Raw genomic sequence first — 14,627 nt, 5'->3', positions numbered from 1 at the left:
GCACCAACCGGGAAAACTTCAGAACGTGTCAAAGAACGATTATGGTTTTACGCTCTTTAAATTCCGCGTCAACGAAATTGTTGGGTTTGTAAGTGCTTGGGGATCAATCGAGTGCACGCCGTCCACAGGCCGGTGACGCGGATGTGGTGCAGCGGGCTCGGAGGGAAGCCGCAAATCGCCAGTATTCATCGCGTATTTTGTGCTTTCTTTCACAGCGAGACGGTTTCGATCGTGGTGAAAGGAGAGGAATCCGTCTGTGCAAAAACTCGGAGAATACGCGCACGCAGCGCGTTCGCAAGCCATGGTTTCAGTCGACGCACTCTGATCCGTCGCGATAGGGGTTTGTTCTTCTCAATTACAATGCAAGTCTCTCGCAGGAGGACGTTCTGATGTGGGCGCTTCGCTTAGCGGCTGTCTTTGTCTTGTCGGCATTGTGTGCCGCGCAGAGTCCAGAGGCGAAAACGGCGAGTTACCTGGAATCAGTCCGTCATCAGCCGTCGCTATTGCTGGCGTTTCTCCAGCAGATGCCCAAGGGTGGAGATCTGCACGTGCACCTGAGTGGGGCTATCTATGCGGAGAGCATGATCGACTGGGCTTCGGAAAATGCGTTGTGCGTCGATCGCGCGACGTCGAAACTGATCAAGGCCTCGTGCGACTCGTGCGAGACGTACCGCTATAAGCCGTCCGTTCGTTGTGCCTACCAGGATCATGTGCTCTACAACCAGTTGATCGATGCTTGGTCGATGCGGAACTGGCATCGCGAGGACGAATCGGGGCACGACCACTTCTTTGGCACCTTCGACAAGTTCGATCCGGCGTTTGAACATCATTACGGAAACGCGATCGCGGAGGTTGCGGCGCGGGCGGCTGCCAATCATCTGCAATACGTCGAGTTGATGCACACCGCCGATGGCATGGAGTCGGCCACACTGGGCGCAAAGACTGGTTGGGATGACGACTTCGCAAAACTTCGCGAACAGCTCTTGTCTCAAGGGTTGGCGGACGTGGTCGCGCATACGCGGTTACAGCTTGATCAGGACGAGGCACGCAAGAAAGAAGTGTTGCACTGCGGCATGGCGAAAGCTGATCCAGGCTGCGATGTCACGATCCACTACTTGTATCAAGTTTTGCGCGGACTTCCCCGCGAGATGGTGTTTGCGCAAATCGTGCTCGGTTTTGAACTTGCTAAATCAGACCCGCGGTTTGTGGGATTCAACCTGGTGATGCCGGAAGATTGGTACACGCCGATGCACGACTTCAATCTGCATATGCGGATGATTGAGGCTTTGCGCAAATATTATCCGGGCACACACATTTCTTTGCATGCCGGAGAACTGGCGATGGGCCTGGTTCCTCCCGAGGGCCTGCGTTCCCATATTCGCGAATCGGTCGAGCGCGCGGGCGCGGAGCGGATCGGGCATGGAACATCAGTGATGAACGAAGACGACGCACTTGGCCTGTTGCAAGAAATGGCGAAGAAGAATGTGGCAGTCGAAGTTTGCCTGACGTCGGCGGATTCTATCCTGGGAGTGAGCGGTGATCGCCACCCGTTGCCGGTTTACATGAAGTATGGAGTTCCCGTAGCGCTCGCCACCGATGATCTGGGCGTGTCGCGGTCGGACATGACGCATGAATACCTGCGGGCGGTCGAGACCTACGGGCTGACATACTCGGACTTGAAGCGGATGGCGCGAGCGAGCCTGGAACACGGCTTCATGGCGGGAGCGAGCTTGTGGAACGACACGAAAGCTGAAACCAATGTCGGCCCCTGCGCAGCGTCCGTGAACGGCTCGAACCGGCCCAATTCAGCATGTCAGGCCGTCCTTGATCACAGCGAGCGCGCCTGCGTGCAATGGCAGATGGAACAGGCTTTCTCAACCTTTGAAAAACAATACGGGAGTGGAGAGAAGAAATAGATGGCGCAAAATTCAGCGACAGATTTATTCACGCGCGCCGAATCGGCAGCCGCCTTCGTCCGGTCTCAGACTGCATTTCAACCCCAGATCGGCCTCGTCCTCGGTTCCGGCCTGGGCGCGTTCGCCGATGATCTGGAGAGTGCCACTCGGATTCCCTATGCAAAGATTCCCGCTTTTCCGCATTCGACGGCGATCGGCCACGCGGGGCAGTTGGTAATCGGAAAATCAGGCGAGGTTCCCGTTGCGGTCATGCAGGGGCGTGTGCACTTGTATGAAGGCTACTCCGCAAACGAGGTCGCGTTTCCCATGCGCGTGTTCGGAAGGATGGGAATTCGCGCGGTGATTCTTACCAACGCTGCCGGCGGAATCAGCACGGAATATGGGCAAGGCGCGCTCGTCATTGTTCGGGACCATATCAACCTGCAGGGACAGAATCCGCTGGTGGGAGCCAACGACGAACGATTGGGGCCGCGTTTTCCCGACATGAGTTACACCTACGCGAAACGCTATCGCGAGATCGCGCTCGAAGAGGCAAAGAAGCTTTCGATTCCTCCGCGCGAGGGTGTATATGCAGCGTTACTTGGACCAAGCTACGAAACCCCGGCGGAAATTCGCTACCTGCGGACGATCGGGGCCGACCTGGTGGGGATGTCTACGGCTCCGGAAGCGATTGCCGCGCGGCATATGGGAATGAACGTGTTGGCAATCTCGTGCGTGACCAACATGGCAGCCGGAATTCTCGACCAGCCTCTTGCTCACGATGAAGTCCTCGAAGTCGGCCGGCGTGTGATGGGACAGTTTATCGGGCTGCTGCGAGCGGTGTTGCCGCGGATCTCCGCAGAGTTGCAAGCATCGAAGTGACGAGTGTCGAGTTTTGCCGGGCAGAAAAAGAGACGCGGCAAGCCGCGTCTCTACCTACGATTCTGTAATAGCCCCCGACTCCAAAAATTCTAGAAGACCAGTTTCAACCCCAGTTGCAGCACGCGCGGTCCGCCGCCGCCGAGGCCAGGGTTTCCTTGCGCCACGTCAGGGGTTTGAGTGATGAAACCGTTTTGCACGCTTGTATCACCCGGTGAGACGATGGCGCCGCCCGGCAACGCGAAATTTGGATGGTTAAAGATGTTGAAGAATTCCGCGCGTAGTTGCACGCCCAGTCGATCGGTAATCATCGTGTTCTTGCTCACAGAGAAATCGATGTTCCAATACCTCGGGCCATAAATAGAGTCGCGGCCCAGATTTCCAAAGGTTCCGAAATCGGGTTGCGAGAAGGCCGCCGTATTCAAGTAGCCGGTCGCCGGCGTCCAGTTCGAAACGATTGGATTGACACCAGGTACGACGTTGGGACGCTGATTAAAGTAGAAACGACCGCTCGTGTCGTCGGAGGTGACAATCGGTATCGGCCGACCGCTCTGTGCCGTGATGATGGTATTCAATGCCCAGCCCTCGCCGAGCCTCTGCGGTCCCCAGGTTGGGACACGGTAGTTGATCGCGGCGGTGAACCGATGACGTGTGTCGAACGTCGAAGGCCCATATTCGGCTTTGAGGTTGGTTGAATCCTGAGGAAATGCCGCGCCCGCGGTGAAGTCGATTCCGTCGGAGGCATCATCCAGCGATTTTGACCAGGTGTAGGAAGTGAAACCAGAGAAACCCGCCCACTCGTTCATTCGAAACGTGGCTTGCATCGCGTGGTACGTCGAGGACGAGATGGTCGCGAGCGTGTGCATGTTGGCGTAGTTGGGATTGGGGAAGTTGAAATCGGCATCCGCCTGGTTCTGGTCGTAAAGTCTGACCAGCCGAGTGCCCTTGCTTCCGACATAGCCCAGTTCCAATGCGGCGGCGCGATTGAGCGAGTGCTGGACGTTCAAGTTCCAGTTCTGCACGTAGGGCGTCGCGAAATTGCGAGGTGTAACAAAAATGTTGTACGGAGCGCTGGCGAGAGTGTAGATCGGCCCCGTTGAGTTGCCGTTGAACGGGTCGGAATTGAAGTTCAACGCGGTGACCGGCTTCGGACCGATCGGATTCGTCGCGATACCGGCGGAGGGCGTGAAGTTCGCCAGCATCAAGTGCTGCGGAATGTAGTCGTAATAGACTCCATACGCTCCGCGAACGACGGTATGTTCTCTTACGTTCCACGCAAACCCCACGCGCGGAGCGAAGTTGTTGAGATCCCTGTTAAAGGCGCCGTTCAATCCATCAGTGCCGACCATCGCGAGTTGGCCGTCTCGCCCAATATTCGAGAGCAAGTTGTTCTTCTCACTCAGAGGTCCGAAGTATTCCCAACGAACGCCGAAATTCAACGTGAAGTTGGGGCGCACTCGAAAATCATCCTGCGCAAAAAAACTGAAGCCGTTGTTGTAGGTGGTGCGATGGGTGTCGCCGGTAAGGGCGAGAACGAAGAAATTGCCGTCCGGTGCGCCGCCCAAGTAGTAATTTGCGAGCGTATCCACAACTGGATCTTCGTCGAGGCCTACGGGGAAGAAGTTGATGATTCCGCGCTCGAGGTTATCGTTGAAGTTGTCAATCGCAGCGCGGCGGAATTCTCCACCGAATTTGAGAGTGTGATGGCCGCGAACCCACGTGAAGTTATCGAGAATCTGATAGGTCTGGCTGGTTCGGCCGCGTGGGATCGAGAAGCCTTGCGCGCCAAGGTTTTCGATGGGTGCCGAAAAGTCGATCTCCGGCACACCGAGTTTTCCTGTGCCAAAGTCGAGCCCAATCGAGGCAGGATCAAAACCGCTATTGATGTCGAGCGAACTGAACGATGTCCGGTAGCGGCTGTAGCCGAAGCGGACTTCGTTAATGCGTGTACTGCTCAGGGTCGACAGAAAACTCAAGGAGACGACCTGCACGCGGGTCGGGGAAGTGTTGGCAAAGGGAGCTAGACGAGAGCCGTCGCCGAATCCTCCCGCGGAGCCGAGCGGGAAAATTTGCGCGCTGCGGGCAAAGGCGTAACGTCCTGTGATCTGCTGCGTGCTGGTAAAGTTATGGTCCAGCTTCACGATCAAGCTGTCCATATCGTTCTTGTCGCGCACCACTCCTGGAATGAACGGCGTGTCACTGACAGGATAGAAATCAAGCAGTGTCTCCAGTCCAGGGTTGATACCGTTCTCCAACAATCCCGAGTCTAGAGCGATCTGTCGCGCAGCATTGCGTTGTGCCACGGTTGGTACCTGGAGCAGGAAGTCGGATCCAACCCGCTCTCGTTGCCCTTCGTACGCTCCGAAGAAGAACGTCTTGTCTTTGATAACCGGGCCGCCAAACGACGCGCCGAACTGGCTGTTATGGAAGCTGGTCTTCCGCTGCTCGGTGTTGAAGAAGTTGCGAGCATCGAGTGCGGAGTTACGGAAGAAACCGAATGCGGATCCGTGCAGCTGGTTGCTTCCCGAGCGAGTCAGGATGTTGACCACTGAACCACTGTTGCGACCGTACTCGGCGCCAAACTGCGATTGCAGGTTGAATTCCTGGACGGCATCGATCGGGAGAAGAGATGCGGGTGCGCCGGTGATGCCCACCTGGTTCAGTGCCGAATTGTTGAAGTACGGGTCATTGTTGTCGGTGCCGTCAAGGCTGTAGTTGTTCGAACGGTCCCGATTGCCGTTGATATTGAACTGACCAAATCCGAACTGGGTTCCGGCTACGCCAGAGGGCTCTACCGTTGCGCCGGGAACAAGTGCGACCAGCTTGCCGAAGTCGCGGCCATTGAGCGGGAGTTCTGTTACCAGTCGCTGTTCTACGATTTCACCCAGTACGTCGCGGGTTGTGTCGATGAGAGGTGCTTCGGCGGTCACGTTCAACTGCTCCTGCCGTTTCTCCACTTTGGTGAGGTCGAAATTGGCGGTGGTATCGAGTCCGACGTTGACCTGGATGTTCTGGGCGGCAGGGGAGAGTCCTGCTGCGGTGGCGGTCACCGTGTATACGCCTGCCGGTAGTTCGGCGAGGACGTATCCACCATCATCGCCAGTCGTGGCTTTGCGGACCAGACCCGTGCCGGTGTTCTGCGCCGAAACGGTTGCGCCGGCAATGGTGCTGCCGCTCGGATCGGTGACCTTACCGCGAATCGAGCCGCGGAAACTTTGCGCCCATGTCGAGGGCGCGAGTACGAGAATGACGGCAAGTGTGAACGCGAAGGAAAGTTTTCGATATCGTTTTAATGTCATATTTCTTGACCTCTGGGGCTAAAGGCCCGCTCTCTCGATGAATATCTGGCGCGGTTGAAACGGCGCTTACTTTCCCTTGCGGGGAATGACCAGCGGCTGCGGCGGTTTCACGCCGTAGGTCGCGGCGAAGCTGGATTGATTGACTGCAAAGCTGACGCGTCCGCGCGAATCTAGGAACAGCAACGGCTGATTGAGCGGGACGTCGCTGAATGTCTTGACGAATGGCATGGCAATTTCTTTGCCGGCAATTGTGACTTTGAGCTGGTCGCCGCGCTGGTAGCCGAGTTTCAGGAATTCTTCGGCGCTGATATTGGTCACGAGATTGCCGAAGGGACCGTCCAATGCAATCACTTCGCCCGTGATGCCTTTTTCATCGAGCTTGGCGGGCTTCAGGTCGAGGCGGACGAGCTGTTTTAGTTCTGGACCAACCTGGGTCCAGTCATCACCCCGGGCCAGGTGGGCGCCGACGGGCGAAAAGATGTCGCGGCCGTGGAAGGTCGAAGAAATTTTCGCTCCAATCATCCAATCCTGATTAGTGATTTCGCGGACGCCTTCGATGCCATCGCGGTCTTCGACCATCGTCATCAGGCCGTTATCCGGCAACACGAAGAACTGGCCGCGCTTCGACTTCACTACCACCGGCTTGCGAATGCTGCCGACGCCCGGATCGATCACCACCACGAAAACCGTCTTCTCGGGAAAATATGGCGTTGCGCCGAACAGGAAACGCGTGCCGTCTCCACTCGAGAATGGAGTGACCTGGTGCGTGAGGTCCACGATGCGAAGGTTCGGAGTAATGCCGTACATCACTCCTTTGCAGAGCGCGACCGAATCGTCGACCACACCGAAATCGGTCATGAACACTACCGTCGGTGGATAACCCGAAGCGGGCTGCTGGGCGGACGCGAGACTGCCGAGGAATAGGATTGCGGCCAGGCTGAGAAGAAAAACCCTCCCAGCGGACCGCCGCTCAAACTGCGACGCCAATGGCATAGACTCCATCTGCTCCGTAAAGACTAGTAGTTTACTAGAGATTCCACCAGGCAACAAAGAGGTGCCTTTCAATGCCGGGAACGGAACCATTATTGTAATCGCGGCCGCATTCGATTCCCAAGGGGCTGCCGTGAATTCGCGAGCGATCCGCACCAGGAAGCAGGAATGTGGTCCGGCCATCTATAATTTCTGCGATCTCAGGATCGTCAAATCCAGAAGGAGAGCACGATGTCGAACGTCATGCCCGAGAAGTATCAGGATCTCTTCCAGAAGAAAGCCTTCGCCAGTTTAGCCACGCTGATGCCGGATGGGCGACCGCAGGTCACGCCGGTGTGGGTAGACTTCGATGGCGAACATGTCATCTTCAATTCCGCCAAGGGACGACAGAAAGATCGCAATGTGCGCCGCGATGCGCGGGTCGCACTGGCGGTGATCGATCCCGACAATCCTTACCGGTATATGGAAATTCGCGGCACCGTGGTCGAGATCATCGAACAGAAGGATGATTCTCACATCAACAAGATGGCGAAGAAATATATGGGGCTGGACAAATATCCCTATTCGCAACCGGGCGATATCCGCGTGGTGTACAAAGTGCGGCCAGAACACACAACCGTGATGGGTTGAACCCTGAACAAGCGTTGAAGCCGGCCGCCAAGAAGGCGGTTCCAGCCAAATCATCCATGAAACAGTAGATGAATCCCGTTATGTGGAGCGCGAGTGCCATGCACTCGCGCATTTGTTAAAACGGTTCATTACAGCAGACTGTTCCGTGGTGACGTTTTCTTCCCTTGTGAGTCCAAACGTGCAAAGGATTCCCCGCTGTTTGGGGGAGTTCCCTTAATCCGGGAACTTTCGCGAATCCTCTGCCGTACTTAAAGACCTAGGCAGAACCCTGCATGGCGCAGGGTGACGGGCATGGTTCCTTGGGCTCGGAGGCAGTATATGGATGTGGGGAAGCTCGACCGGGATGGCGCCGGCGCAATGGACCCCCGCGTAAGCGGTGTTCCGGTGCAGCAGGTAGTGCGGGCTGCACACGATGAACTTCGTCAGCTAATGCGTCAACGTGCAGATATCATGAAGCGCATTGGCACGGTCAAACAAACAATTTCAGGATTGGCCAATCTGTTCGGCGATGATGTGCTGGGCGAAGACCTTCTTGAATTGATCGACCGTAAACCGAATGGAAGACAGCCAGGATTTACAAAAGCCTGCCGGATTGTCCTGATGGAGGCACGCTCGCCGCTCGGGGCGCGCGAAGTTTGTCAGGAACTGGAGCGTCGCGCAGGGGACATCCTACTGCGGCACAAGGATCCGATGGCTTCGGTCACGACTGTGCTCAATCGTCTGGTGGATTACGGCGAGGCTCGCAGCCTTACCAATGATCGCGGCCGGCGAGTCTGGGAATGGGTCAGCGAGAGTGATTCCCCGGTGAGCGCTCTGCCCTCTGAAGCCAGAGCGTAGAGGCATTGCAGATCGTGCGCGTAAAGAACATGGCGTAGAGACTCGGCTTGTTACGTCTCTTCCACGCGGTAAACTCGCCGCTGGCAGAGGAGCCGCGGCAAGCCGCGTCTCTACACCAGAGACTCCTCGTTCTAAACGGGCAGAAGTTTGCCTTTCTCCAAATGCCGCGTCACGTGTGCGTAGCTGGCCGCGTGTGGATCGTGGGTGACCATCACGATCGTCTTCTTGAATCCTTCATTAAGCCGCTTCAAAATCTCAAGAATTTCTGTTGCCGAGTTGCTGTCCAGGTCGCCGGTCGGTTCGTCCGCAAGAATTAACGTCGGATCGCTGACGATGGCACGGGCGATAGCAACGCGCTGTTCTTGTCCACCCGAAAGCTGCTTTGGCAAGTGATTGACGCGATCTTCAAGGCCGACGAGTTTCAGCGCGGTCAGCACGTGATCGCGGCGTTGCTGCGCGCTCATCTTCGTCAGCAGTAGCGGCAACTCGACGTTCTCAAACGCCGTCAAGACTGGAATCAGGTTGAAGGTCTGAAATACGTAGCCGACATGCGTATTCCGCCAGCGCGCAGATTGGGCATCATTCAAGTTGAAGATATTTTCGCCCAGCACTCTCAATTCGCCCGACGTGGGACGATCGATGGCGGCGATCATATTCAACAAAGTTGTTTTGCCGGAACCCGATGGCCCCATGAGCGCGACAAACTCTCCGGCCGCGATCTTGATGTTCACGTTGTCGAGCGCGGTAACCTGAAATGCGTCGCGCTTGAATATCTTGTTGACGCCACTGGCTTCGACTACGTTGCCGTTCTTCGCTGTATCTGCGCTCATGACTGTCCTTTGATGCGAATTGTCTGTCCATCTTTCAAGTCGGCGGGCGCGGCGGTGACAACGCTTTCACCTCCGACCAGTGAATCCACCAGGTAGCCTCCAGAACGCGGGCCAAGCACGTGGACGTCTCGGCGGATCACCTTGCCGTTCAGCACGAGAAACACAAACTTCGCTCCGTCCTTGTCACGCAGAGCCTGCGTCGGGACGAACGAGCCGACCTGCTTTTTGGTTACCGTCTTGTTGTCGCTTGCCAGAAACTGCACGGTGGCATTCATCTCTGGACGCAGGTACGCGTCTGGATTGAGAATCTGCACTTTGACCTGGACTGTGGCCTTCTGCCGATTTGCTTCCGGCGAAATTTCGGCGATCGCGCCCTTATAGCTCCGATCCTTGAAAGCATCCAGAGTGACCGCAGCTTCCTGCTTGGGCCCGAGCTTGGCGAAGTCGTCCTGGGCGATGTCGAGTTCCACCTGGATATCGTTTAGATCGGCAAGAGCGACTACCGAACCGCGAGGTCCGCCTTCAGCGCCACTGGCAAACTGGGCGGTGACCAGTTCGCCCTTTTCGGCCGTGCGCTCGAGAATGGTTCCGGTAACAGGCGCGCGAATCGTAGTGGCGTCAAGCTGAGCCTTGGCGTAGTCCATTTGGCCTTGCGCCTGGCTGAGATCTCCGCGAGCGCGTTGAATCTGCTCCGCACGCGGACCAATCTTCGACATCTGGAACATCTGCTCCAGAGAATGGACGCGCTGTTGCGATGCGTCATTGCGAGCCGTGGCATCGTCGAGCACCTGCCGGGAGACCACTCCTTGGGCCGCCAGATCGCGCATGCGGTCGAGATTGATCTTGTCATTCGCCGCGGTAGCCCGCGCTTCGGACAGATTGTGCTCCGCCTGCTGCACTTCTTCGGGACGAGAGCCGTTTTGCAGTTCTGCCAATCGTGCCTTCGAGCTTTCGTAGCCGCCGCGTGCCTGTTCATAGAGCGCGCGGAATTCCTGCTCTTCAAGTCGAACCACGACTTGGCCCTCTTTAACTTTGTCGCCCTTCTCAACGCCGATCCAGGCAACGCGGCCTGTGACCTTGGAATTCACGTTGATCTTGTGATGAGCGACCACGTATCCAGTGGCGGAAAGCACGGTGGCGCCGGCAACGTCACTGCCTTCGGCGGCAGCGCGGACGACTTCAACCTCAGGTGCATCCGTGGAGAGAAAACGATAGGCGAGCGTGACTAGCCCGAGAAGAACGACCAGCGCAATGCCGCCGAGGATGATTCGGCGAGACCATGCGGGCGGCTCACCGCCGCCATCGCGCAGGGAGTGGTCGATGCGCAGGTTTTGTAATTCGTCGTGTTTCGTGTCCGTAGGCATTGATAGTAGTCCGATGTCCGCGATGACGGGACGCTACAAAAAATCGGTTCTGCCTAGCCGCGCAGAGCCGCTAGAATCTCTTGCCGCGAAGCGCTCCAGGCCGGGAAAAATCCACCGATTAGTCCCATCGATAACGCGAAGATGATTGCGGTGATCACGACCGACCACGTCATCTGCAGGCTGAATACGGTTTCGCTGAACGTAACTTGATTGCCGATACCGGTGCTGAAGCCATTGAACGGCAACATCAAAACGATTCCGACAATCGCGCCTAGCAAGGAGAGCAACAGTGCTTCCAGCACGAACGACGTCAAAATACTGGGCCGCGAGAATCCAATCACTCGGAGCGTCGCGATCTCGCGAGAGCGATAGGCTACGGCGGCGTACATAGTATTCATGGCCGCGAAGCTGGAGCCGATCGCCATGATGATCGCGACCAGGAAGCCGATGTACTTGATGGCACCGCCGGAACTGGTTTGTTTTTCGTAGTAGGCGGTTTCAAGCTGGCCTTCGAGTTTCAGACGCTGGTCGTCGCTGACACGATTCTTGAGCGCGTCCGCCGAAACCGCGTCCGTAGCTCGAAGGTAAGCGGATCCGAAGCCGCCCTGGCGATCGAAGTCGGCTGCAACCTGGTTAAGGTCTCCCCAGATTTCGGAGTCATAGGCGGAACCGCCGGAATCGAAAACGCCGACGACTTTCCATTGCCCCTTGGCGAAGTCAAGGTTGTCTCCGACTTTTGTCCCGGAAAATCGGTTGCGAATCGATCTTCCCACGACTACTTCGCGTTGCCCTGTTGCGAACCAGCGGCCTTCGATGAGCTTCAATTTCGGTTGACCGTCTTTGCCTTTTTCGTCCAGACGAAGGGCGACGCCGGAGGGCATGATGCCACGAACCGAAACGTTGACCTCTCCTGTGCCATTCTCTCTCGGTAAAACCGCGACCACAACCCATTCGCCGGACGCCAGAGGCTGTCCTTGTTTATCGACGGCGATGCCGGGTAAGGTCTTCAATATCGGGAACAGGGACGCATCAAAGCCGCCAGTAAGTTCCGCGGTCGAACCTTTGCGCATCACGAGCACGTTGAGGGAGTCGCCACTGGCGACAAATGCTTTTTGCAGGCCGGCCAGCAGGGCCATCAGGAACACCGCCGTAGTCACGGTGAGCGCAATCCCGAGCGCGGTCATGATGGTGAGGCCTTTGCGAAGCTTCAGGTTTCGGATGTTGTAGCTGATGGGGATCGCCATGGTTTTCGTTCGCTACCCGACGTAGCGCAAGCCCTCCACAATGCCGATCTTGGCGGCGTGATACGCGGGCACAATCGCGCTCAGTAGTCCGACCATCGCGGAAACAAGAAGCGCGAGCACGTAGGTTGAAAACGTGACGTGGATCCCGAGGAAGAAGAAACCCAGTCCCGGAGCGTGCCGTAAACCGGTGACCATGCCAACCGCCAGGAGGCATCCGAGCACGCCGCCGATCATCGCCACGGTCACGGACTCACCGATATAGAGACCGAGAATCGTTTGCCGCGTAAAGCCCAGCGTCTTGAGCACGGCTACTTCGCGGGTGCGTTCGCGAATCGACATCGCCATCGTGTTCGCGGATACCAGCAGAGTCGCGAACACCACCGCCATACAAATACTCAGGATGAAAGCCTTCACGTTGCCGATGCTGTTGATGAAGCTCAACTGAAAAGCTTTCTCGCTCTCGGTTTTAGTCGGCTGCGGCGAGTTTCGAAATAGGGCGTCCACGCCAGCTGCAACTTTCGGAACATCATCCGGCGACGCGGCCAGAATATTGAAGGTGCCAGACGCTCCCTTGAAGAACGAAACCGCCTCTTCGAGATACTTGCGATTGAAATAGAGCGTGATTGTAGGTTCCGGAGCCTTGAAGATGCCGCGGATGGTCAACTCCAGATTTCCGGGAAAGATCGTGCCCTGAAGCACTACGCGATCCCCGACCTTCCAGCCGAACTTTTTTGCCAGTTCGCTGTCCACCACGGCGCCTGCCTGGTCTTTCTGCCAAGCCGCCAGTTGGTCGCCGGGGATTGTAAAGTCCGTCATCACTTTGAAAATTTCATCGGGATCAGTAGCAAACTGAGCGAAGAAATTTTCCGGCTTGTTGTCCTTGTAAATTCCTCCGTACCATTGGGTCGGAGCTACTGCTGCGACTCCGGGAACCGCACGCATTTTCTCCCGGTAGAAGATCGGCAACGTCTGCGTCAGGGAGACGCGATGCCGGGTGATAAGCCGCTGCGCCGACTGGGTGCTTCCCTTGTCGATATACCAGCTATGCCAGATGGTCGTCATGAGCGTAAGCAGCACCAGCGAAAACGTAATGCTGATCACCGTCAACACACTACGGCGCTTGTTGCGGAAAGCACTCTTAGTGACGAAGCGGGTTAGGGTCATGCGGACAGGTCTCCGGAGGGTAAAACAGGGGAAAAGCGATTCCCTGAGAAATGCATCAAACCCAAATTGCTCTGCAGCCGACAGCATAAAGCAATGGGCACCGTCAGGACAACTGGCGCCAGGCTTAGCTGGGGCGGGCTGCTGCCCCGCGAAAGGGCGCAACATCGTAGCCGCACGTTGCTCTATCCCGCATGCTGTATGATGATTTACCATAATATCTCGATAGAGCGTTTATCTCGATGGATCGAGATAACATAAGGAGTTCGCTCCGCTTGTCAATCCCGCGTAAAGCCCGCCCCGCGCCCGCCAGCCCGCGCCGCCGGCACCTGGTAGAGACGATCTTGTTTGCCGGCCGTGAGAGCAGCGCGGCCACTGTCATGTTTCACACGGGTCGTTGCCGCGCGCGCTGGCCTGACGGCCACCGACAGCAAAACGCTCGACACCCTCATCCGGGTTGGTCCGGTCACCGCAGGCGAACTTGCCCGCCATACCGGACTGGCCACCGCTTCCGTCACCAGCCTCATCGACCGGCTGGAGAAAAAAGGTCTGGTGCGGCGTGCCCGCGACGGCAGCGATCGTCGGCGGGTCATGGTCGAGCCGATCCGTGAACGCATTGCCGAAGGTGCTGCCGTGTTCGGTTCCGTTCGCAAGGCCTATGCGGACCTGCTGCATGCCTATAGCGAATCGCAACTTGAGACCATCCTTGACTTCATGCGTCGCGCCTCGCAACGCACACGGGAAATGACGGCTGAAATGACGGCCCATCCCAAGTCAACGATCTTGGACGAGTGGCGGAAGAAAGGTGACGGCTAGACCAATCCTCCCATGACTGGAATTCGCAGCTTAAAAGCGAACGTCACCCGCGCCGAGGCACTGCGCCATTTCACTGGTGGTACGTTTCGCCTCTCCGATTGGTTCCGGGGGCCAGTTCGCTCGATCGCTGAGCTGTATATTCCGTTCCGCCTGTTCCACGTGAAGGTCGTCAATAGCGGCCGGGAGGACAGCAACATTTTCGGCTTGGACGCCGCCCAGGGCGTGATGGACCTGTATCAATTTCCCGGGCAGCCTGCTCCCGAAGATTTGCTCTTTCTGCAGACCCGTAACGTGATTCCTGCCACGCTCGCTTCGGACGTGGCGCAAGAGCGTCTGCTGGCGAAAGTACGGCGGCTCGTGTTCACCCGTGGATTCTTCCGCATGCGGGATGTGCGGTTCGAGGCCGTCGAAATTCCCGGCGAAATCTGTATCCCCTACTGGGTAGCCTTTCGTGGCCGAGATGGGCAGGTGCGTGTATCGGTGCTGGACGCGGTCCGGCGCCGTCCAGAAGGAGCGAAAGTGCGGCAACTCGTGGAAAACTGGCTGCGCTCGCAATAGCGTCTCAAGGCGCTCCGGCTCAATCGGAAACGCAAGTACTTTCGTAACTCTCGCCCCCGAGTTCATCGCGTTATCCTAAGCATGTCTCTCCCCCGGTTATTAGCCAAAACCCATTCTTAGGAGT

General features: G+C 57.1%; 11 protein-coding genes and 1 pseudogene. 6 read left to right on the top strand and 6 right to left on the bottom strand.

The window, feature by feature from the left end; all coding sequences use genetic code 11:
- Window positions 1-389: 389 nt before the first annotated feature.
- Window positions 390-1,916: an adenosine deaminase gene (locus HY010_17775; GenBank protein MBI3477584.1), complete on the top strand. Its 1,527-nt coding sequence runs from the start codon at window positions 390-392 to the stop codon at window positions 1,914-1,916.
- Entirely contained in the window at window positions 1,917-2,777 is an 861-nt protein-coding gene (locus HY010_17770; protein MBI3477583.1) for a purine-nucleoside phosphorylase, read from the top strand.
- A gap of 89 nt (window positions 2,778-2,866) precedes the next feature.
- On the opposite strand, the gene HY010_17765 is transcribed toward HY010_17770, so the two are convergent.
- Together HY010_17765 and HY010_17760 are read right to left on the bottom strand one after the other, a co-directional pair.
- Window positions 2,867-6,073, bottom strand: coding sequence for a TonB-dependent receptor (locus HY010_17765; protein MBI3477582.1), 3,207 nt, complete (start codon window positions 6,071-6,073; stop codon window positions 2,867-2,869).
- Window positions 6,074-6,139: 66 nt separating this feature from the next.
- The gene (locus HY010_17760; protein MBI3477581.1) at window positions 6,140-7,066 is read right to left on the bottom strand and encodes an S-adenosyl-l-methionine hydroxide adenosyltransferase family protein; all 927 of its coding nucleotides are present in this window, start codon (window positions 7,064-7,066) and stop codon (window positions 6,140-6,142) included.
- Window positions 7,067-7,294: 228 nt separating this feature from the next.
- On the opposite strand from HY010_17760, the gene HY010_17755 reads away from it, so the two are divergent.
- Together HY010_17755 and HY010_17750 are read left to right on the top strand one after the other, a co-directional pair.
- On the top strand, window positions 7,295-7,693 hold the full coding sequence (locus HY010_17755) for a PPOX class F420-dependent oxidoreductase (protein ID MBI3477580.1): 399 nt from the start codon (window positions 7,295-7,297) through the stop codon (window positions 7,691-7,693).
- Window positions 7,694-8,011: 318 nt separating this feature from the next.
- The gene (locus HY010_17750) at window positions 8,012-8,530 is read left to right on the top strand and encodes a hypothetical protein (protein ID MBI3477579.1); all 519 of its coding nucleotides are present in this window, start codon (window positions 8,012-8,014) and stop codon (window positions 8,528-8,530) included.
- 131 nt (window positions 8,531-8,661) lie between these two features.
- Here HY010_17750 and HY010_17745 read toward each other — a convergent pair whose 3' ends face one another.
- From HY010_17745 to HY010_17730, 4 genes are read right to left on the bottom strand one after another with little or no spacing between them, the layout of a single operon-like run.
- Complete coding sequence (locus HY010_17745; protein MBI3477578.1) at window positions 8,662-9,360, bottom strand: ABC transporter ATP-binding protein; 699 nt, start codon at window positions 9,358-9,360, stop codon at window positions 8,662-8,664.
- Window positions 9,357-10,724 (bottom strand): efflux RND transporter periplasmic adaptor subunit, encoded by a 1,368-nt coding sequence (locus HY010_17740; protein ID MBI3477577.1) that lies wholly within the window; start codon window positions 10,722-10,724, stop codon window positions 9,357-9,359. The genes HY010_17745 and HY010_17740 overlap by 4 nt, the downstream gene beginning before the upstream one ends.
- A gap of 53 nt (window positions 10,725-10,777) precedes the next feature.
- Window positions 10,778-11,968 carry an ABC transporter permease gene (locus HY010_17735; protein ID MBI3477576.1) on the bottom strand — a complete coding sequence of 397 codons (1,191 nt, stop codon included), beginning with the start codon at window positions 11,966-11,968 and terminating at the stop codon, window positions 10,778-10,780.
- Window positions 11,969-11,980: 12 nt separating this feature from the next.
- Complete coding sequence (locus HY010_17730; GenBank protein ID MBI3477575.1) at window positions 11,981-13,132, bottom strand: ABC transporter permease; 1,152 nt, start codon at window positions 13,130-13,132, stop codon at window positions 11,981-11,983.
- A 239-nt stretch (window positions 13,133-13,371) separates the two neighbouring features.
- Here HY010_17730 and HY010_17725 point away from each other — a divergent pair.
- Both HY010_17725 and HY010_17720 read left to right on the top strand, forming a co-directional pair.
- A pseudogene (locus tag HY010_17725) lies at window positions 13,372-13,945 on the top strand (MarR family transcriptional regulator).
- Window positions 13,946-13,957: 12 nt separating this feature from the next.
- Entirely contained in the window at window positions 13,958-14,503 is a 546-nt protein-coding gene (locus HY010_17720) for a hypothetical protein (GenBank protein MBI3477574.1), read from the top strand.
- Window positions 14,504-14,627 lie beyond the last annotated feature (124 nt).

Source organism: Acidobacteriota bacterium (assembly GCA_016196065.1).
Classification (GTDB): domain Bacteria; phylum Acidobacteriota; class Terriglobia; order Terriglobales; family Acidobacteriaceae; genus Acidiflorens.
Note: the sequence above shows the minus strand (reverse complement) of the source record. Positions and strands in the feature narration are given on the sequence as shown.

Excerpts from the sequence above, each read along its gene's own strand:
- HY010_17775 (MBI3477584.1), top strand. The coding sequence starts at position 390 with ATGTGGGCGCTTCGCTTAGCGGCTGTCTTTGTCTTGTCGGCATTGTGT.
- HY010_17770 (MBI3477583.1), top strand. The coding sequence starts at position 1,917 with ATGGCGCAAAATTCAGCGACAGATTTATTCACGCGCGCCGAATCGGCA.
- HY010_17765 (MBI3477582.1), bottom strand. The coding sequence starts at position 6,073 with ATGACATTAAAACGATATCGAAAACTTTCCTTCGCGTTCACACTTGCC.
- HY010_17760 (MBI3477581.1), bottom strand. The coding sequence starts at position 7,066 with ATGCCATTGGCGTCGCAGTTTGAGCGGCGGTCCGCTGGGAGGGTTTTT.
- HY010_17755 (MBI3477580.1), top strand. The coding sequence starts at position 7,295 with ATGTCGAACGTCATGCCCGAGAAGTATCAGGATCTCTTCCAGAAGAAA.
- HY010_17750 (MBI3477579.1), top strand. The coding sequence starts at position 8,012 with ATGGATGTGGGGAAGCTCGACCGGGATGGCGCCGGCGCAATGGACCCC.
- HY010_17745 (MBI3477578.1), bottom strand. The coding sequence starts at position 9,360 with ATGAGCGCAGATACAGCGAAGAACGGCAACGTAGTCGAAGCCAGTGGC.
- HY010_17740 (MBI3477577.1), bottom strand. The coding sequence starts at position 10,724 with ATGCCTACGGACACGAAACACGACGAATTACAAAACCTGCGCATCGAC.
- HY010_17735 (MBI3477576.1), bottom strand. The coding sequence starts at position 11,968 with ATGGCGATCCCCATCAGCTACAACATCCGAAACCTGAAGCTTCGCAAA.
- HY010_17730 (MBI3477575.1), bottom strand. The coding sequence starts at position 13,132 with ATGACCCTAACCCGCTTCGTCACTAAGAGTGCTTTCCGCAACAAGCGC.
- HY010_17720 (MBI3477574.1), top strand. The coding sequence starts at position 13,958 with ATGACTGGAATTCGCAGCTTAAAAGCGAACGTCACCCGCGCCGAGGCA.